Below are 19,470 nucleotides of genomic sequence, written 5' to 3'. Positions count from 1 at the left end.
TCACCAGCCCCAGGACGCATGGATCAGGGTTTCGATCTCGCCATTGACCGCGTTCATCGCCTCCAGCGCCCGGTCATAGGTGGCGCGGGTAAAATTCTCGCGGCCCACCTCGTACAGCGTCTGCTTGGTCAGGCCCGCATCGGACACGGCGGTGGATTTCAGCATCGGCGAGGTCAGCACGCGCTCACCGAACAGCGAGCGCATGAAGCCGACGATCTGCGCCTGCGGCCCGTCATTCGGTTCGTAGCGGGTGACGAGATAACGCAGGAAATCGAAGTTCAGCGTGCCGCCCGCCTCACGCACCACCGCCAGCAGATCCGAGGTCATGAACAGGAACTGGTTCATCGAGGCGACATCAAGCATCTGCGGATGCACGGTGACGAGAACCGAGGAGGAGGCACAGAGCGCCGACAGCGTGAGATAGCCGAGCTGCGGCGGGCAATCGATCACGACGACGTCGTAATGTTCCTCCACCTGGGCAAGCGCCGCCTGGATGCGGGCGAAGAAGACCGGGCCGGAATCCACGCCGTTCTGACGCCTCGCCAGCGCCTGCGGCGTCTCGTGCTCGAATTCCTGCAGCTCGATATTGCCGGGCACCAGATCAAGTCCCGGGAAATAGGTCCGGCGGATGATCTCGGAGAGCGGGCGCGCGGCCTCGTCATAGCGGATCGCGCCATAGAGCGTGTCGTTGCCGGTCAGGTCCAGCTCCGGCTGGTAACCGAACAGGGCCGACAGCGAGGCCTGCGGATCGAGATCGACCGCCAGCACCCGGTGGCCGGTCAGCGCCAGATACTGCGCCAGATGCACGGCAGACGTGGTCTTGCCGGAACCGCCCTTGAAATTGGTAACGGAAATGACCTGGAGATGCTCGCCACGGGCGCCATCGCGGCGCGGCAGATAGCTGCGCGCCTTGGCGAGATTGCCCTTCGAGAGCGCCTGTTCGGACAGATAGGAACGCAGCGCATGGATATCGGCCAGCGAATAGAAGCGGCGGCCGCCGGCCCCGGTTTCCGGCTGCGGCCCCTCGCCCGCCAGGGACAGCTGGCGCAGATAGCCATCGGAGACGCCGATCAGCTTGGCGGCCTCGCCAGAGGAGAAGGCGCGCAGGGTCTTGCTGGCGGCCGGCGGAAACAGCCGCTCGCGCATGGCCTTCAACTGCTCCGACAGCGCCTGCGCATCGGCCGCAATGGTCTGATCGGCCGGCAGGCGGGTGTCCGCGCCGGATGCCGATGTGCTGTTTGCCTGACCGCGCGTCATCGACGCCATCCTTATTCTCCGTTGTCGTTCCGGCTGCCGTCAAAGCCGCCGGGCCTTGTCTGCCTGCCGGGCGGGACAGGGCGCAGATCAGACCCGCTGCCCCATCACCGCCACCCTTGCCGCCCCGCACGGCCTGATCACCGGCCTTGCGAAGCCGGCCGCGGTGCTGCAGGCTTTGCGCAATGCCACCGTTCAGCGCTGCGGACGCGACCGATTCTCTCGATCGATCTTATACGCCCGCTTCCGATACTAACAGGGACCGGAAGCTCTAACGCTGGACAAGGGCAGTTTCGCCCTTATTCCGTAACAGCGTTGCGACATGCACAGAGTCGCGTCAAGCAGTTTTTGGTTAACGCCCGTTAACCGGAAGGCCCTGCCGCGCCGGGATTTTGCCGATATCAGGAAATTATGACGGCGCTTTTCCCCGGCATTATAACTTGACTCTTTTCATCTTCTTTCTATGGTCTGCCCGCAAGACGATCACGGGCGCGTGATCCTGAGGAAGCCGGGTGTGACGCCCCGGGCGCAAGCGAAAGGATGAAGGCGATGCAGCATGTTTCAACACCAGCCGGACGGGCAAGGACAGGGACGCGGCATCGCCTGCTGAGTGCCTCCGTTGCTGCCGTGGCCCTGCTTGGGACCGCCCCGCTGCCAGGTGCCGGAAACATCGCGCATGCGCAGGAAACCGTGCTGGATCCGGTTCTCGTTCAGGGCTCGGGTTCTGTGGAAGGCAACGGGTCGGTGGTGGCCAAGCAGGCCCGCACCGCCACCAAGACCGACACGCCGATCCTCGATGTGCCGGCCTCCGTCTCCGTCGTCACGCAGAAGGAAATCGAGGAACGCGGCACAACCAACACGCAGGAGGTCCTGGCCTACACGGCGGGCGTCTTCGTCGACGAGTTCGGCTCGGATGACCGTTACGACTATTTCCGCATCCGCGGCTTCGACCAGACCACGCTCGGCACCTATCGCGACGGGCTGGCGGCGCGCATTCCCGCCTGGTTCACCGCGCAGCGGCTGGAACCCTACGGGCTGGAGCGGGTCGAGGTGCTGAAGGGCTCCACCTCCACCCTGTTCGGCCTCAATGCGCCGGGCGGCCTGATCAACGCCATCACCAAGCGGCCGCAGGATGCGCCGCATGCGGAAGTCTACACCACGCTCGGCGACGGCCATGTGGAAACCGGCACGGATTTTGGAGGCCCCCTCGATGCCGAGGGTGTCTACAGCTACCGGCTGACCGCCAAGTGGCAGAATGCCGACATGGGCACCGCCTATTCCAATGACGACCGGCTCTATATCGCGCCGGCGCTGACCATCAGCCCCGATGCCGGCACGTCGCTGACGCTGCTGGCCGATTACAGCAAGCGTGAATCCTCCGTGTCCCGCGGTTTTCCGATGGGGGTCGCGATCGACACGAAAAGCTTTCTCGGAGAGCCGGAACTCAACCGCTTCAACACCATCCAGAAGGATATCGGCTATCAGTTCAGCCATGACTTCGACAACGGGCTGACCTTCCGCCAGTCGGCGCGCTACACGCATATCAGCCTGAACTATGGAGATGTCTACGGCGCCTCCACCGATCCGACCGCCGACCGCACCGCCTTCACCGTGGATGGCGTGGCCGACCGCTTCGTCATCGACAACCAGCTGCAATATGATGCGAGCCTTGACCGCGTGGACAGCAAGACGCTGGTCGGCCTCGACTATGCCTATGACAAGACGCATGAAAACATCCTGATGGGCACGGCCGGCGGCATCGACATCTTCAACCCCGTCTATTGCGGCCTCTCCTGCATCACGCTCGGCCCTTACGTGGACTGGAAGGTGAAGCAGAAGGCGCTCGGCCTCTATGCGCAGGAAGAGCTGACGCTGGACGACCGCTGGATCCTGACGCTCGGCGGGCGCTATGACCATGTCAACACCCGCGCCGACTACCTGCTGACCGGCACCGCCGACGACACCACGGAAAACGCCTTCACCAAGCGCATCGGGCTCACCTACAAGGCGACGCCGGCGCTTTCGGCCTATGCCAATTATTCCACCTCCTTCCAGCCGCTGGTCGCGCCGACGGTCAATTACGGCACCAGCGCCAGCCTGAAGCCGCAGGAGGGCGAGCAGGTGGAATTCGGCGTGAAATACCAGCCGGAAGGGTTCAACGGCCTGTTCTCGCTCGCCGTCTTCGATCTGAGCCAGACCAATGTGCCGACCACGATCTCACCCACCGAGACGCGCCAGACCGGCGAAGTGACGGTGCGCGGCATCGAGCTGGAGGGCAAGTTCGAGCTGTCCGAGCGCTGGAACATGACGCTTGCCTATTCCTACTGGGATGCCGAAATCACCGGCGACGACAATGCCGCTCTGATCGGCAACCGGCCGGAGCGGGTGCCCAGGCACATCGCCTCCGCCTGGGCATCCTACACCCTGCCGGGCAATGGCGTGCGCGGTGACATCACGCTTGGCGGCGGCGTGCGCTATGTCGGCGCAAGCTATGGCGACCGCGAAAACACCGTGAAAGTGGCCGATTACGCGCTCTTCGATCTCTCGGCCCTTTATAAGGTGACTGATAATCTCAACTTACAGGTGACAGCAAAGAACCTGTTCGATAAGGAGTATGTCACCACCTGCTATTACGGCAGCTGCTATTTCGGCGATCGCCGCAGCGTGCTCGCCAGCGTCAAGTACACCTGGTAGGAGGGGCATGGACCTCTGCGAGACAGCGCCTGCGGCGCAACCCGATGCGGCGCCGCACATGCCCGTTCAGGATCTTGGCGATCTGCTGATCGCCCGGACCGGCGACCGCTATGCCGCATTCTGCCGCGGCAGCCACCTGACGGTGGTGCCGGAAGATTGCGAGAGCCTGCCGCTCGTCGAGCTGACGGAACCTGCCACGCTGGACCGCCTGCTCGACCGTTTTGCAAGCCCCCTGCCCGCCGGGACCGACCGGCGGGCCATCGCCTCGCTCTGGTCGCTCTATTATGCAAGCAGCCTGATGATCGGCGCCTCGCTCGCCTTCCTGGAACTGCGGCGCATCCTGCCGCTTTCGCTTGGCGAGGCAAGCCTGCTTATGGACCGGCAAAGCGGCGGCCCGCGCGGCTTCCTGCTGCCCCATCTCGGCCACGTGGATGAGACCGCAGACGTGTTTGCCGGCCTTGCGCCCGCCATTCGCGACAATCTCGACCCGCTGTTTGCCGCCATCGCCCGCCACACCGGCCTTGGCCGCAAGACGCTGTGGAACAACGCCTCGGCCTATCTCAGCTGGGCCGCGTACGAGGCCGGCCGCCACGCCGGCGAAACCCTTGCCGCCGAAGGCCGCCTGCTGACCGAAAGCCCGACCTGGCCGGACGGCTGGAAAAACCCGCTTGCCCGCCTAATCCGCGTGGAATTGGACGAGACCGGCGCCTATGCCGGCCACCGCCGCATCTGCTGCCTGCGCTACGCCATCCCCACCATTGGCGGATGCGGCGCAATCTGCCCGGTCAAGGAAGGACGCTGCGGGCTGTGAGGCTTTCTTTGGGGGCTCGGAATTGAGGCCGGACCTCAGGCGCAAGGCCGTCGTCCTGCCCTCTTATCAGAATCCAGCATAAAACAATCCGCGTTGGCCTAGGCTGCCGGCACAACCATTCCAGCGAAGGTGGGAGTTGCGAAGCAGCTCTCTGACTTTTGTTGTGACGCAATTCCAGCAAGATCGGGCCGCTTTCGCCAAAATTGCTGTCGCTGGACATTAAGACGAGCACTGGGGTCGTCGATGCTCTTAAAAGAATCCTCCTCTCGAAGAAGAGCAAACGCTTACATCTCGGTCCGAGACTATTTCATAATTCGAATATCATACATCTACAGATAGATAGCAACCCCCAAAAAACTCAACGTATTATCGATATTGAAATTAAATAATGAAAATATTAAATTTAATTGATGTGGTCGCATATTAGAAAATATTAATCATAAAAAACCTTCCTTGAAAATGAAGGCTTCCGTAGACACCATGACCTATATTCACAAAGACAGAAAGCTATTCGGATTTATTTTGATCGCAAGCACGGCTCTCACCGCCTCGACCGCTTTTGCGGATACCACCTTGGATACATTTGGATTTGTCGCCAGAGGCTCCATTGCCCAAAACGGCACCTCTATGGGCGGTTTTTCGCAATCCAACCTGTACACATCATTTCAGGGTGAGACATATCAGGCGTCTGGAACCAGTTTTCTGAGCGGCCCGACCAGCGTGCTTGCGCCGGCCAGTCAGCAGGGACTGACAGATCCTGACGGGAAAACCGTATCGCCGGTGACCTATATCCTGACTGTTCCCTCGATAGACGCGGACGGAAAGGCAGGCACGTCAACCTATACCTTCGATCATCTCGGGAAAGTCCTCGTTTCCCCGCAATCAAATAAGTATTCGTTCGAACTCTACGGAACATCGGACAGCGGCGAAGCCGCAAAGCTGACGGTCTCTGGCACTGAGACAACAAACAGCTTGACCGGCCCGGGAGCGAACAGCCTGAGCTTTGCCTTGAGAACCGACAGCGTGACGGTGACCGGCAAGGCAACTGGCCTGACCATGGAAAGCGTCGCCCAGATCGGCGAAGGTTTCACGCTGAACTATAATTTCTCCGATGGCGGAACAGGGTTTGCAGGTTCCCTCACCCTCCCCGGCGTTCTGACCGATTCCAGCGTGCCCGGCAGCGTCATCATCAAGAATTCCTCCGATCCGGGCAATGGCAACGGCACGATCGTCTTCGTGAAGGACCAGAAATATACCGGCGGCACGACGATAAACGGCGGCGCCACGCTGCAACTCGGCAATGGCGGCACCAGCGGGTCGGTTCTCGGCGACATCGTCAACAATGGCCAGCTGGTCGTCGACCGGTCCGATACCCTTACCTATGCGGGCACCATTTCCGGCACCGGCTCGCTCACCAAGACCGGCACCGGCACCCTCATCCTGACGGGCGACAGCACCTATACGGGCGGCACCACCATCTCGGAGGGCACGCTGCAGATCGGCGACGGCGGCACAACCGGTTCGATTGTCGGCGATGTCGTGAACAATGCCACCCTCGTTTTCGATCGCGCCGGAACCTATGATTTTCCGGGCACCATCACCGGCTCGGGCGCCGTCATCATCGTCGGCGGCTCCACGGTCAACTTCACCGGTGCGAGCGGCTATGATGGCGAGATCACCGTTTCGGATTCCGACTTCGTGCTCTCGTCGGGGGCCGTATCCGGCTCTGCCTATACCATCGAAAGCGGCGGCCGGATCGGCGGCAGTGGAACCATCGGCGGGCTGACGGTGGCCTCCGGCGGCACCGCCGCCCCCGGCTATTCACCGGGCACGCTGACGGTTGCCGGCAATGTCACCTTCCTGGCGGGCTCCACCTATGATGTCGATGTGACCGCCGCCGGTGCGCACGACCTGATCACCGCCACGGGCACCGCCAGCATCCTCGGCGGAACGGTGGCAGTGAATGCAAGTCCCGGCAGCTACAATCCGATGACGAGGGTCACGATCCTTCAGGCGAACGGCGGCGTCACCGGCACCTTCTCCGATGTCACCTCCAACCTCGCCTTCCTGACGCCGCAGCTCAGCTATGACGCCAACGACGTCTACCTGACGCTGTTCCGCAACGACATCAGCTTCGCCAGCCAGGCCGAGACCGCCAACCAGCGCGCGCTGGCGGGCGCCGCCGATCCGCTGGGCTGGAGCAATCCCGTCTATTATGCCCTTGCCAACCTTGCCACCGGTGCGGCACCGGCCGCCTTCGACAGCCTGTCGGGCGAAGCCTATGCCTCCGCCAGCGGCGTGATGCTGCAGCAGTCGAGCTATCTGCGCGATGCGGTGAATGCACGGCTCGCACAGGCGCTGACCCCGGAAAGTGCTGCCTCCGGCCCCGCCACCGCGGCGCTCTCGCCGGAGCTTGCGCCAACGCTGTGGATGCAAGGGTTCGGTGCCTGGGCCAATGCCTCGGGCAATGGCAATGCGGCAAGCACAGCCAGCACCATCGGTGGCCTCTTCGGCGGCCTGGATGTGGCACTTGATGACACCTGGCGCGCCGGCCTGGTGGCCGGATACAGCCGAACCACCTTCGATGTTGACGGCCGCAGCAGTTCCGGCACGAGCGACAATTACGACATCGGCGCCTATGCCGGCGCGCGCTATGGCGACCTCAACCTGAAAACCGGCATCAGCTATACATGGCACGATGCCGACATGCGCCGCGCCGTGGCATTCGATGGCTATAGCGGTGTCAACAGCGCGGGTTATGACGCCGCAACGACGCAGGTGTTTGGTGAGGCAGGCTACACGGTCCACATGGACGACATGACGCTGGAGCCCTTTGCGGGCCTTGCCTATGTCCATCTTGCCACCCGTGACCTGACGGAAACCGGATCGACATCCGCGCTCTCGGTCAGCACGCAGGACATGGACACGCTGTTTTCCAGCATCGGCGTGCGGCTTGGCAGCCAGGTAACGCTGGCATCGGGGGTCACGATCAGCCCCAGCCTCAGCCTCGCCTGGCAGCATGCCTTCGATGACGTGACCCCGGTCTCCACGGCGCGGTTTGCCTCCGGGTCCCAGGATTTTGCGGTGGCCGGCGTGCCGCTGGCCCGCAACAGCGGACTGATCCGCGCCGGGCTCGACTATCACCTCGGTCCGAACGCAGTGCTTTCCGCAAACTATAGCGGCCGCTTCGCCGGAGGGGCGCACGACAATGCCGTCAAGGTCGGGCTCACCGTCAATTTTTGACCCCGGCCACCGGACGGGCAGTCGTCTGCGAGTGATGAAGGGCGGATGATGCAGGGGCTCCCGTCTCGTCCGCCGCCTGTTTTCACCGGCCGCTGAACGGGTCGGGCGCGTCCCGAATGCGCCTATCCCCTCACCGCCCCCGTCGCATCAGCACGATCAAAAACGGCGCGCCGATCAGCGCGGAGACGAGGCCGGCGGGGATTTCGTAGGGGTAGACGGCGCTGCGGCCGATCCAGTCGGCGGCAACCATCAGCAGGCCGCCGAACAGGCAGGCGGCGAGAAGCTGCGGCGCGGCGCGGGTGAAGCCGAGCTGGCGGGCGAGATGCGGCGCCATCAGGCCGACGAAGCTCAAGGGGCCGACGCTCGTGGTCGCGGCCGCGCTCAAGAGCCCGGCAAGCCCCATCAGGACAAGCCTTGCCGGGCGCAGCGGCACGCCGATGGCGCTTGCGGCCGAAGCGCCGAGCGGCAGAAGGTCCAGCCAGCGGCGGCAAAGCGCAGTCAGGCTCAGCAGCAGCGCGGCGGCGAGCCCGGCCAGCATCGCCCCCTCCAGCGTCACGCCATAGGTGGAACCGCTCATCCAGCGCAGCAGGAAGATGGCGCGCGGATCGCCGGTTGCGCCGATCACGCCCACCACCGCATCCACCATGGCACCGAGCGCAATGCCGGCCAGCAGCACGCGTTCCGGCTGAAGGCCGGAGCGGGAGGCGGTCAGCACGATGATGGCCAGCACAGCCAAGGCGCCGAGCGCGGAAAAGCCGAGCTGGGTGAACAGGCCGGGGGCGGCAATGACAAAAACGGCAACCGCCACACCGAGCGTTGCGCCGGCGCTGATGCCCAGCACTTCCGGGCTTGCCATTTCGTTGCCGGTCAGCCGCTGCAGAATGCTGCCGGCCGCCGCCAGCATCATGCCGGCGGCAAAGGCGGCCAGGATGCGCGGCAGGCGCAGCGCAACAAGATCGCCGAACAGCGCCGGCGGCATCAGGCGGAAACTCATGTCCGGGCTGCGGCCGAAGAAAACGGCCAGCAGCAGCACCAGCATGGCCACGGGCAGGATCACCCGCAGCGCGGCACCGCCGCGGCTGCCGGCAAAAACGGCCGCGACCCGCCGCCCGGCCGCCGGCGCCTGCATCACCCGGTGACGAGTCTTGAGCCTCGGCAGCAGGATCAGTAGCAGCGGCGAGCCGAAAATCGCCGTCACCGCGCCGGTCGGCAGGAAATCGGCAACCTGCCCGGCCAGCGCCATCAGCGCCGTATCGGTGAGAAAGAGCAGCCCCGCCCCGATCAGCGTCGACCAGAACAGCTGGGCACCGGGACGCCGCGTGCCGGCCAGCCGGGCAATGGTCGGCGCCACAAGCCCGATGAAACCGATCACGCCGACGGCGCTCGTCACGAAGGCGGCAAGCGCCACGGCAATCACAATCGCCGCGAGCCTGAGCTCCGCCATGCGAAGGCCAAGCGCCTTTGCGCCGGCCTCTCCCAGCTCGTTGAGGAAGAGCGGGCGCAGCAGCAGCACGACCAGAAGACCGGCCAGCGCCAGTTTCGGCAAAAGCGACAGCGGAATGGTCCAGCTCTGCTGCGAGAGCGAGCCGGCGCCCCAGATGAACAGGCTTTCGAGATAGCGGTCGTTCAGCAGCGTCAGCACGGCGGCCAGCGCCCCGCACCACAGGCTGACGACGAGGCCGGACATCACGAGCGAGAAGGGCGAGAACTGGTGCCGCGCCCCCATCAGGAAGACGAGACCGGCCGCCAGCAGGCTGCCCGTCAGCGCCACCAGATCCCGCCCGAAACCGAGCAGGCCCGGCATGAACAGCATGGCCGCCACCAGCGCCAGATTGGCACCGGCCGAAATGCCGAGCGTGGTGGGCGACGCCAGCGGATTGCGCAGCACCAGCTGGAACAGCGCGCCGGAGAGCGCCAGGCACGCGCCGGCCAGCAGTGCCGTTGCCATGCGCGGCAGGGTGGAGAAGAAGAACAGCGTGGCGGCCATGGCAGACGCCGCATCCGGCGCCGGCTGCGGCGCGGCCAGGATGGGGGCCGCCTGCCGGAAGGCGAGCAGCAGCGCAAGGCCCATCAGCGCTGCAACCACCGCCGCCGGCCCGGCATGGGCGCGAATCGCCTGCGGGAAAACGGCCCGCGCCGAACCGGTCACGGCGGGACGTTCCGCCGCCCCGGACAAGGAGACCTCTCCGGCAGCGGCGTCCCCGACCGCCGTTGCGCGCGGTCCTGCCGCGCCGATCCCGCCGGGGGCGGGGCTGATCGCCTGTGACGTGCCCGGGCGTTTCGTCATGCCGTCTGCTCCAGATGGTCGGTGAGGATGCGGGCAAAGCGCACGGCATCGTTCAGCATGCCGAACATCAGCGAGCCCGGCAGCACGGAAAAATGGCCGGGCCGGGCAAGCGGCAGCGCCTGCCAGAGCGGGCTTAGCGCAAGCTTCGGCAGCACATCCGCCGGCACCGGTTCGAAGGCGATCAGCCGGGCGCGTTCGTCGCCGATCTCCGCCAGGCGTTCGATGCCGATGGTCTCGAAGCCCCAGAAATTGCCGGGCTTCGCCCAGGCATTGGTGAGGCCGAGCCGCTCCAGCACATTGTGATAGAGCCCGGGCGCGGTATAGATCCGCGCATGGCGGGCATCGAGGAAATTGATCAGCGCCAGCGGCGGCGGCGCAACCCGCGCCAGCCGCGCCCGGCAGGCATCGAAAAAGGCCTCCGTGCGGGCAATCAGCGCCTCGCCCTCCGCCACGCGGCCGACACCTTCCGCCAGCCCCCTGGTCGCCGCCACCGCCTTCGGCAGCACATCGCCGCCATCGGCGGTATAGACGCCGAGGCTCAGCGTCGGCGCGACAGCTTCGAGCCGCGGCGTCAGCGCCGCATTGTAGGGCGTGGTGAGGATCAGGTCCGGCTTCAGGCTGGTCAGCACCTCGAAATTGATTTCCCAGGAGGCGCCGAGATCGGCAATGCCGGCCGGCAGCGGCGGCTCCACCACCCATTTGTCCCAGTCGTCGCGGGCGGCGATGGCAACCGGCGTCAGGCCGAGCGACAGCAGCGTGGAGGCAAGGCCGTAATCGAGGCTGGCGATGCGCGTCGGCCCGCCGGCCTTCAATGCATCGGCATAGCCGGGGCCGACCAGCAGCGGGCCGACCAGCGCGCCGGCAGCCAGCCGCAGCGCATCGCGCCGAGCGAACATCCGGGGCATCGGCTCAGCAGACATAGGCGAGCGGGATGTCGAGCCCCGGATGGCGGGTGACATTCATGGCGATGCCGTAGATGTGCCGCAGCGTCTCCGGTGTCATCATCTCGTCCGGGCGGCCTTCGGCGATCAGTTCGCCGGCCTTCAGCGCATAGAGCCGGTCACAGAAACGGCCGGCCATGTTGATGTCGTGCAGCACGACGACGACGCTCAGGCCCTTCTCGCGCGACAGGCGGCGCACAAGCGCCAGCACCTCCATCTGGTGAGCGATGTCGAGCGCGGAGGTCGGCTCGTCGAGCAGCAGGCATTCGGTATCCTGCGCCATCAGCATGGCGATCCAGGCGCGCTGGCGCTCGCCGCCGGACAGGGTATCGACCAGCCGGTCGGCCATCGGCTCCAGATGGGTCAGCGCCAGGGCCTCCTCCACCTTCTGCCGGTCGAGCGCCGAGAAGCGACCGAGCGCGCCATGCCAGGGATAGCGGCCGCAGGCCACCAGTTCACGCACCGTCATGGCATGGGCGGCCGTCACGTCCTGCGGCAGATAGGCGATCCTGCGGGCAAAATCCTGGGCGCCGAGTGCGGTGACCGGCTGCCCGCCATAGCGCACGAGGCCACGACTCGGCAATTGCTGGCGGGCGAGAAGTTTGAGCAGCGTCGACTTGCCGGAGCCATTATGGCCCACCAACCCCGCCATTTCGCCGGGCCGGAAGCGGATCGTCACATCCTTCAGCAGATCGCGCCCATCGACGGAGAAGGAAAGCCCCTCGGCGCCGAGCGCCGGCCGGTCACGATCACCGGTGGCTGCCGTTGCAACAGCAAGGCCGGGTGTTGCGGACGCATTCATCTCCATCTCCCACCATCTGACCGGATCCGGCACGGACCCTCCGGCATGGGGGACTACTAAATATGAATGCATCCATCAAGTATTAATGCAGGCTTCTCGCAGAAAGACGGCGTTCCTTCCTGCGCAAAACCGACACCGTGTCAGGCGGCAGAGCGGGCAGCCCAATCGGCACGCAACACGGGCTTCAGCGGCTTGCCGCCGGCATTGCGGGGGATCGCATCCATGAAGATCACGTGGGTCGGGCGCTTGTAGGCGGCCAGCCGTTCGCCGCAATGGGCCTTGATCGTCTCGGCATCCAGCACGGCATCCGGGCGCCGCACGATGAAGGCCACCCCCACCTCGCCCCAGCGGGCATCGGCCACGCCGATCACGGCAACTTCGGCCACAGCCGGATGGCTGAGGATCGCCGCTTCCACCTCGGCCGGATAGACATTCTCGCCGCCGGAAATGTACATGTCCTTCAGCCGGTCGGCGATCACGTGGAAACCGTCCTCGTCGCAGCGCACCATGTCGCCGGTGCGGAACCAGCCGTCCACGAAGGCGGCGGCGGTCTGCTCCGGCTTCTGCCAGTAGCCCGGCGAGACGGAGGGGCCGCGGATCCACAATTCGCCGACGGCGCCCGTCTCGCAATCGTGCCCGGCCTCGTCGCAGATGCGCACCTCGATCAGCGGGGCCGGGAAGCCGACGCTGCCGTGGCGACGGGCGATCTCGGTCTCGTCGAGCGGCATGTGCATCACCGTGCCCGCCTCGCTCATGCCGTAGCCGTTGACCAGCGCCACACCATCCTTGAGATAGGCATCGACCAAAGGCGGCGGCAGCGGCGCGCCACCGATGAAGATCGCCTTCAGCCGTGCCATCCGCTCCGGCGAATAGCCCGGCTGGTCGCGCAGGATGGTCGCCATCTGCGGCACGGCGAAATAATGCGTCACGCCGATCGAATCGTCATTGAGGCAGTTGATGGTCCGTTCCGGCACGAAGCGGTCGGCAATCACCAGTGTGCCCCCCATCATCAGCGTGGTGCGGGCAATCGCCACAAGGCCGATGGTGTGGAAGAAGGGCAGGTCGCAGAAGGTCACGGAACCCGGCACCACCTCGCCGACGAAGGAGAAGTTGACCGCCGAATAGAAGAGGTTGCGCCGCGTCAGGATCACGCCCTTCGGCGCACCCGTGGTGCCGGAGGTGTAGAGGAGGATCGCCGGCTTGTCCGGGTCGCCCTTCAGGCGCTGCATCGGCGCGGTGTCGGCCAGCGCCTGATCGAGACTTTCCGGCGCGCCGGCATAGGGCATGATCGAAAGGCCGGGACGGCCCTCGCGCAGCGTCTCTGCGGCGGCCTGGAATTCCGCCTCGTAGACCACCAGTTCCGGCGCGCAATCGGCGACGATGCCGGCGAGTTCCGCCACGCCGAGCCGCCAGTTCAACGGCACGAAGATCGCACGGATGCGCTGGCAGGCAAAGGCCAGCACCAGAAGATCGACACTGTTGCGCCCGAGCCCTGCCACGCGAAACCCTTCGCCGCGCGCCTGGAAGGCAGCGTAGAGAAAGGCGGCACAGCGGGCGATGCGGTCGTCGAGTTGCGCATAGGTCAGCGTCGCGCCGTCGTTCAGCAGACGGGTGGCGATGTGGCCGGGCGAGACGCGGGCCCGGTATCCCACCGGATCCTCGGCCACCAGCGTAAAGGAATTGCCGAGCGCAAAGCCGGCCATATCCACTTCAGTTGCATGCATCCTCAAGGCCTCCTCCTGCTGATCGCCCCCACGACCAATTAGTATGCAATGCATACGATTTTGCCTGTCATTTGGCAAGAGCGCTTCTGACATCGACGGTTTGCGTATTAAGCACGTCGGCAGGCACTTTGCCGCCGGTCTTGCCATGGCCGCCTCCGGCATGCCTGATAGGCAAAGAGAGATCAGGGACGATTCGATGGATGGAAAGGGGTTCCCCCCGGACACGGCAGCGGACGGCGACGGGCTGGAGCGCACCTGGCTGAAGAAGCTGGTGGGGTATCATCTGCGCATGGCGCATCTGGCGCTCTACCGCGATTTCGTGGCAGCCATGAGCGATTTCGACCTGACGCAGAAGCAGCTGGCCGCGCTGGAACTGATCGCCACCAATCCCGGCGCTTCGCAGGTGGAGATCGCCAATGCGCTCTCCATGGACCGCGCCACCATGATGGGCATGGTCAAGCGGCTGCTCGGCCGGGACCTCATCGAACGCCGCGCCTCCGAAATAGACCGCCGCCGGCAGGAAATCCGCCTTTCGGCGCTCGGCGAAGAAACGCTGAACACCGTGCACGGCATCATCGACCGGCACGAGGAACGCTTTCTCTCGGTGATATCGGAGCACGAACGGGAGGAACTGATCCGCCTGCTGCGCCGGCTCTACGAGCGCGGGGGCGGGACTTAGAGAGATAGAATGCGGCCCCTCCCCCAAGGCTGTGGAGATCTGTGGGCAATCGCGACTGTGGCTCCGGCAAAAATTCAGATCGCCGAGGCGAGCCGATCCTCGATATAGATCTCGCGCAACCGCCTCGACACCGGCCCCGGACGGCCATCGCCCACCGGCTTGCCGTCGATTGCAACGACCGGCATCACGAAGGCGGAGGCCGAGGTGATGAAGGCCTCCGCCGCCCCTTTCGCCTCCTCGGGCGAGAAGGCGCGTTCCTCGACGGCGAGGCCGGCGCGGGCGGCGAGATCCAGCACCGAGCCGCGCGTGATGCCGTGCAGCAGCGCGTTGGAGAGCGGACGCGTCACCAGCACGCCCCCGGCGGTGACGATATGGGCATTGGCCGAGCTTGCCTCCGTCACCAGCCCGTCCTCCACCAGAAACACGTCGTCGGCGCCGGCCTTCTTCGCTTCCATCTTGGCCAGCGAGGAATAGAGAAGCTGTACCGTCTTGATCTGGCGGTTCACCCAGCGTCCTTCCGGCCAGGTGATGACGGAAATGCCGCTCTCCCATTTCGGATTGCCGAGCACCGGCTTCTTCTGCGTGAACATCACGAAGGTCGGCGCGAGATCGGAAGAGAACAGGAAATCGCGGTCTTCCGCCCCGCGCGAAATCTGCAGGTAGATCAGCCCTTCGGTCAGATCGTTACGGGCCATGATCTCGCGATGCAGCGACAGAAGCGTCTCGTCGGATACCGGCGCGGGGATGCCGAGCGCATCGAGCGAGCGCTTCAGCCGCGCCACGTGGCCGGCATAATCGATCAGTTTGCCGCCGATCACCGCCGTCACCTCGTAAATCGCATCGGCAAACAGGAAGCCGCGGTCGAAGACGGAGACTTTCGCCTCGGCTTCCGCGACCCATGCGCCGTTGAGATGGACAATGCGGGACATGCTGCGCCTCCAGCCGAATCTTTGCGTCGGATCGGGTTATGGTCCCGCCCGGCGCATCCGTCAAACGGGATGTCGATCGCAAGCAAGGCCGGTACCGGCTGCGGATCTGGCGAAGCAACCGGCGGGTGGTCGCATTTTCGTGCGTCTCCCCTTACAAGCTCGGGCACCTGCGCCCGATCCGTCGGGTCTGTTCCACCTGCCTGCGGAGCCAAGGGAAAGCCGATGGCCAGCCCTGCTGCCCGCTCGCTTTCGGCTTGACGCCTCAACGGAGCGGACGCACAAGGCGCACAAGCCCATACCGGAGATTCTGGCCATGCTGCCGCCGATTGCCTTCGTCACCCGCCTCTCGCCCGAAGAAGAACAGGACTGGCTGGAGGTGTTGCGGCGAACCATGCCGGAGGAGCGCATCCTGCCGTTCCGCGAGCTGATGCCGGAGGAACGGCGGCTGGCCGAAATCGCCATCGTCGCCAATCCGGACCCGGCCGATGTCGCGGCGCTGCCCGGCCTTTCCTTCATCCACAGCCTGTGGGCCGGCGTCGAGCGGCTGGTGATGGAACTCGGCGTCACCGCGCCGCCCATCGTGCGCCTCGTCGATCCGGAACTGTCGCGGGTGATGGCCGAGGCGGTGCTGGCCTGGACCTTCTACCTGCAGCGCGACATGCCTGCCTATCGCAAGGCCCAGAGCGAGCGCCGCTGGATCCAGCGCGACTATCGCCATCCGGCGGAAGTCTCCGTCGGGCTGCTGGGTCTTGGCGCGCTTGGCAGCCTGAGCGCGGCCCGCCTCATCGAGGCGGGCTTTCGCGTCGAAGGCTGGAGCCGCACGCCGAAGGACCTGCCCGACATCACCACCCATCATGGCGAAGCGGGCCTCGACACGCTTCTCGCGGCCAGCGACACCGTGGTCTGCCTGCTGCCGCTGACCGCCGAAACGCGCGGCCTGCTGAATGCAGAGCGGCTGGCGCGCATGCCAGAGGGAGCCTCGCTCATCAATTTCGCCCGCGGCGCCGTTGTGGTGGCCGATGACCTGATCGCCGCACTCGACAGCGGCCACCTGGACCATGCCGTGCTCGACGTGTTCGAGGTGGAGCCGCTGCCGGAAGCCTCGCCCTTCTGGTCGCATCCGAAGGTGACCGTGCTGCCGCATATTTCCGCGCCGACCACGCCGGCGACGGCCGCGAAGATCGTTGCGGCCAACATCGCCGGCTGGCGCCGCAACGGGGCGCTGCCGGCCACCGTGGATCGCGGCCGCGGCTATTGATCCCAGGCGAAACCCGCCGTTGCCAAGCGCGCGGCTTGTGAGGCATGATCCGCGCCAGACGACAGGGACGGCGTTCGTCACAGTAGCCGCCTCCTGCCGCAATCATGGCCGGGCGCATGCCCTTGGAACCCAAGCAGATGACGCCATTGCGTTTCCTCCTCGCCCTCTGCCGCCTTTCGGCGATACTCTGCCTTGCCACCCTTCTGTTCGAGACGACGGCCGGCAAGCCAGCCCTGGCCGACGAGACGCCGGTGATCATCCGCCTGCAGCCCGGACAGAGCGAAGCGGATATCGCCGCCGCAATGAAGGCGGCGGGCGGCCGGCCCGTGCAGGTGGAATTTGCCACCGGTGCCGCCCCGGGCGCCGCGCTGCCGCCTGCAATTCCGGCCGCAAGTCCGGCCGCTTCGGCCACCGCCCCGGCGCCCCCCGCTGCCGCGCCCGCCAAGGCCCATGCGCCGGCCACCGCACCCGCAGCATCCTCGGGCGCCTCGGGGGTCTCGACCGAGGATACCGGCATGCCTGTGGTGGCAATGAACGACATGTGGATGGTCGCCGATGTGTGGAACGCGCTCGCCCAGGGCTCGCAGCGCTCCATCGACGGCCTTGCCGGCCTGCCCGCGGCCTTCCGCTCCAGCTGGCATACGCTGCGGGGCGACAATCACGGTCCGGCTGATGCGCTTCTTTCGGCACTGCTGGCCGGGGGCGTGGGGCTTGCCCTTGCGCTGCTGTTGCGGCGGCTGCTGACAGTCGCGGTTCTGTCGCATGTGCCGGCAAAGCCGGCCTGGCGGGGCATCACGCTGCTGCTGTTCGATCTGGCCGGCATCGTCGTCTACCTGTCGGTCGCGCATGCGGTGCTGCGCCAGCTTCTGACGCGCGGCATGTTTTCGCATCAGGTCGGCATGGCGCTGATTTCCTGCGGCGCGGGCGTCCTCATCTACATGGCAATCGGCAGGCTGGCCTTCCGGCCGCCGCTCGAGGGATACCGGCCACTGATCCCGATCAACCGGCCCCACTGGCATTTCGCCATGCTGACCATCTACGGGACGCTGAATGCCTTCATCGGCAACAGCGTGCGGCTGGCCGATATCCGCATGCTGGAGCCGACCGCCGCGGACAGCTGGCTGTTTCTCTCCAGCACGGTGCTGACCATCTTCAAGCTGTGGTGGTTCATCGCCGGCCGGCAGGATATCGCCCGCGTCTTCGCCGGACAGGATGACACACCGTTCCGCCGTGCGGTCGGGACCGCGCTCGCGGATTTCTACATCGTCTCGGCGGTGCTGATCTGGCTGGCCGGCCTGCTCGTCGCCGGCACCTCGCAGAACACCGTCTGGGCGCGGGCAGCCGGCATCACCCAGTTCCTGATCATCATGATCCCGATCCTAGACATGGCGATCGTCTCGCTGCTTGGCCATTTCGCCCGCAAGCGGGAGCGTACCTACGGCCCCGGCCTGCCCTCGGTCATCCTGTGGAGCCTGAGAGCCCCGCTCGCCGGCGCGATCTGGCTGACCGGGCTGCACCTCATCGTCGACATGTGGCAACCCCTGATGATGGGCGCCTCGACGCTGGTGACCGGCTGGCTGCTGTGGCTGGAGCGGATCAGCCTTGCCCTCATCGTCAGCTGGAGCCTGTGCGCCTTCCTGATGCGCTATTTCGAGGCAATCGCGCCGACCGCCGCCGTCATCATGCCCGGCACGGAGGACGACCAGCCGCGCGAGACGAGCCGCCTGACCACGGTTCTTCCTGTCGTGCGCAACCTCATCCTCGGCGGTGTGATCGCGATCGCCGGTCTTGTCGTCGTCTCCTCGGCCGGCATCGATGTCGCGCCGCTGCTCGCCGGCTTCGGCGTGCTGGGCCTTGCGCTTTCCTTCGGCTCGCAGACGCTGGTGAAGGATGTGGTGTCGGGCATCTTCTTCCTCGCCGAGGATGCATTCCGCATCGGCGAATACATCGATACCGGCAAGCTGATGGGCACCGTCGAACAGATCTCGCTGCGCTCGCTGAGGCTTCGCCACCACAACGGCCCGATCCACACCATCCCCTTCGGCCAGATCAATTCCGTCACCAATTACAGCCGCGACTGGGGCACCACGAAGTTCAACCTGCGCTTCGACCGCGACGCCGATGTGGAGGTGATCCGCAAGACCGCCAAGAAGGTGGGGCAGTCGCTGCTGACCCATCCCGAATTCGGCGAGGATTTCCTGGTGCCGGTGAAGATGCAGGGCATCTTCGACGTCAACGAAACCTCGATGGTGATCCGCTTCAAGTTCACCGCGCGTCCCGGCAAGCCCAGCATCATCAAGCGCGAGGCGATGAAGCGCCTGCTCGCCGCCTTCAAGGAGGCCGGCGTGCCGCTTGCATCCAATGCCGTGGTGGTGCGCTCCGGCACCGGTATCGTCCCGGATGGCGCTATCCACGATGGCGGCGCCGCCGCCACCGTCGTGCCGCTCGCCGCCCATCAGGCGTGAGGGGATTTCAGCGGGTCATCGCAAGAATCTGGCCGGTCGAGAGACCCTGACCGGCATGGCCGCGCAGCAGGGCAAATCTCGGCGCGATGGAAGACTGGGGCGCTCCCAGCGGGGTCAGCGTCAATACCCCGTCCGGGCCTTCCCGAACATCCACGCGGCTGCCCGGTTGCAGGCCCAGCCTGTCGCGCAATTCCTTGGGAATGGTCACCTGTCCCCTTGCCGTCACGGTGGATGTCACGCGCGGTCTCCTTTCAGCACCCTCAAGGTAATCGGCAGCGGCAGACTTCGCAAGAGAGGCCGGGAGCGCCGGAATGGCACGATACACCCGCCAATGCCTTTCTTTCCGCCGAACACTCGGTCTATGCTGGCCGCTTCACCTGCGA

General features: G+C 65.5%; 13 protein-coding genes. 6 read left to right on the top strand and 7 right to left on the bottom strand.

Annotation, left to right across the window (positions count from 1 at the left end; all coding sequences use genetic code 11):
• A complete protein-coding gene (gene repA / locus FNA46_RS14395) occupies positions 1-1,257 on the bottom strand; it encodes a plasmid partitioning protein RepA (protein ID WP_143125945.1) in 1,257 nt (418 codons plus the stop codon).
• Positions 1,258-1,803: 546 nt separating this feature from the next.
• On the opposite strand from repA, the gene FNA46_RS14390 reads away from it, so the two are divergent.
• From FNA46_RS14390 to FNA46_RS14380, 3 genes are all read left to right on the top strand, one after another.
• Positions 1,804-3,948, top strand: coding sequence for a TonB-dependent siderophore receptor (locus FNA46_RS14390; protein ID WP_143125906.1), 2,145 nt, complete (start codon positions 1,804-1,806; stop codon positions 3,946-3,948).
• 7 nt (positions 3,949-3,955) lie between these two features.
• Positions 3,956-4,759 carry a siderophore-iron reductase FhuF gene (gene fhuF / locus FNA46_RS14385; RefSeq protein ID WP_185969861.1) on the top strand — a complete coding sequence of 268 codons (804 nt, stop codon included), beginning with the start codon at positions 3,956-3,958 and terminating at the stop codon, positions 4,757-4,759.
• A gap of 1,008 nt (positions 4,760-5,767) precedes the next feature.
• Complete coding sequence (locus FNA46_RS14380; RefSeq protein ID WP_185969860.1) at positions 5,768-8,002, top strand: autotransporter outer membrane beta-barrel domain-containing protein; 2,235 nt, start codon at positions 5,768-5,770, stop codon at positions 8,000-8,002.
• 130 nt (positions 8,003-8,132) lie between these two features.
• Here FNA46_RS14380 and fhuB read toward each other — a convergent pair whose 3' ends face one another.
• The 4 genes from fhuB to FNA46_RS14360 form a co-directional block, all read right to left on the bottom strand.
• Complete coding sequence (gene fhuB / locus FNA46_RS14375; protein WP_143125903.1) at positions 8,133-10,289, bottom strand: Fe(3+)-hydroxamate ABC transporter permease FhuB; 2,157 nt, start codon at positions 10,287-10,289, stop codon at positions 8,133-8,135.
• Positions 10,286-11,185, bottom strand: coding sequence for an iron-siderophore ABC transporter substrate-binding protein (locus FNA46_RS14370; RefSeq protein ID WP_246103088.1), 900 nt, complete (start codon positions 11,183-11,185; stop codon positions 10,286-10,288). The genes fhuB and FNA46_RS14370 overlap by 4 nt, the downstream gene beginning before the upstream one ends.
• Before the next feature lie 13 nt (positions 11,186-11,198).
• Positions 11,199-12,032 (bottom strand): ATP-binding cassette domain-containing protein, encoded by an 834-nt coding sequence (locus tag FNA46_RS14365; RefSeq protein WP_143125901.1) that lies wholly within the window; start codon positions 12,030-12,032, stop codon positions 11,199-11,201.
• A 140-nt stretch (positions 12,033-12,172) separates the two neighbouring features.
• On the bottom strand, positions 12,173-13,756 hold the full coding sequence (locus FNA46_RS14360; protein ID WP_244618077.1) for an AMP-binding protein: 1,584 nt from the start codon (positions 13,754-13,756) through the stop codon (positions 12,173-12,175).
• Positions 13,757-13,952: 196 nt separating this feature from the next.
• Between FNA46_RS14360 and FNA46_RS14355 the strand changes: the two genes are divergently transcribed.
• A complete protein-coding gene (locus FNA46_RS14355; RefSeq protein ID WP_185969859.1) occupies positions 13,953-14,435 on the top strand; it encodes a MarR family winged helix-turn-helix transcriptional regulator in 483 nt (160 codons plus the stop codon).
• A 74-nt stretch (positions 14,436-14,509) separates the two neighbouring features.
• On the opposite strand, the gene FNA46_RS14350 is transcribed toward FNA46_RS14355, so the two are convergent.
• Positions 14,510-15,364 carry a D-amino-acid transaminase gene (locus FNA46_RS14350; protein WP_143125899.1) on the bottom strand — a complete coding sequence of 285 codons (855 nt, stop codon included), beginning with the start codon at positions 15,362-15,364 and terminating at the stop codon, positions 14,510-14,512.
• Between the two features lie 313 nt (positions 15,365-15,677).
• Here FNA46_RS14350 and FNA46_RS14345 point away from each other — a divergent pair, with 313 nt between their 5' ends.
• Positions 15,678-16,622 carry a 2-hydroxyacid dehydrogenase gene (locus tag FNA46_RS14345; protein ID WP_143125898.1) on the top strand — a complete coding sequence of 315 codons (945 nt, stop codon included), beginning with the start codon at positions 15,678-15,680 and terminating at the stop codon, positions 16,620-16,622.
• A 137-nt stretch (positions 16,623-16,759) separates the two neighbouring features.
• Positions 16,760-19,087 (top strand): mechanosensitive ion channel family protein, encoded by a 2,328-nt coding sequence (locus FNA46_RS14340; RefSeq protein ID WP_143125897.1) that lies wholly within the window; start codon positions 16,760-16,762, stop codon positions 19,085-19,087.
• A 7-nt stretch (positions 19,088-19,094) separates the two neighbouring features.
• Here the strand turns inward: FNA46_RS14340 and FNA46_RS14335 are convergent, their stop codons facing one another.
• Entirely contained in the window at positions 19,095-19,325 is a 231-nt protein-coding gene (locus FNA46_RS14335) for an AbrB/MazE/SpoVT family DNA-binding domain-containing protein (RefSeq protein WP_143125896.1), read from the bottom strand.
• Between the last annotated feature and the right edge of the window lie 145 nt (positions 19,326-19,470).

Source organism: Affinirhizobium straminoryzae (assembly GCF_007004135.1).
Classification (GTDB): domain Bacteria; phylum Pseudomonadota; class Alphaproteobacteria; order Rhizobiales; family Rhizobiaceae; genus Neorhizobium; species Neorhizobium straminoryzae.
This window is presented reverse-complemented; position numbering and strand designations above follow the sequence as displayed.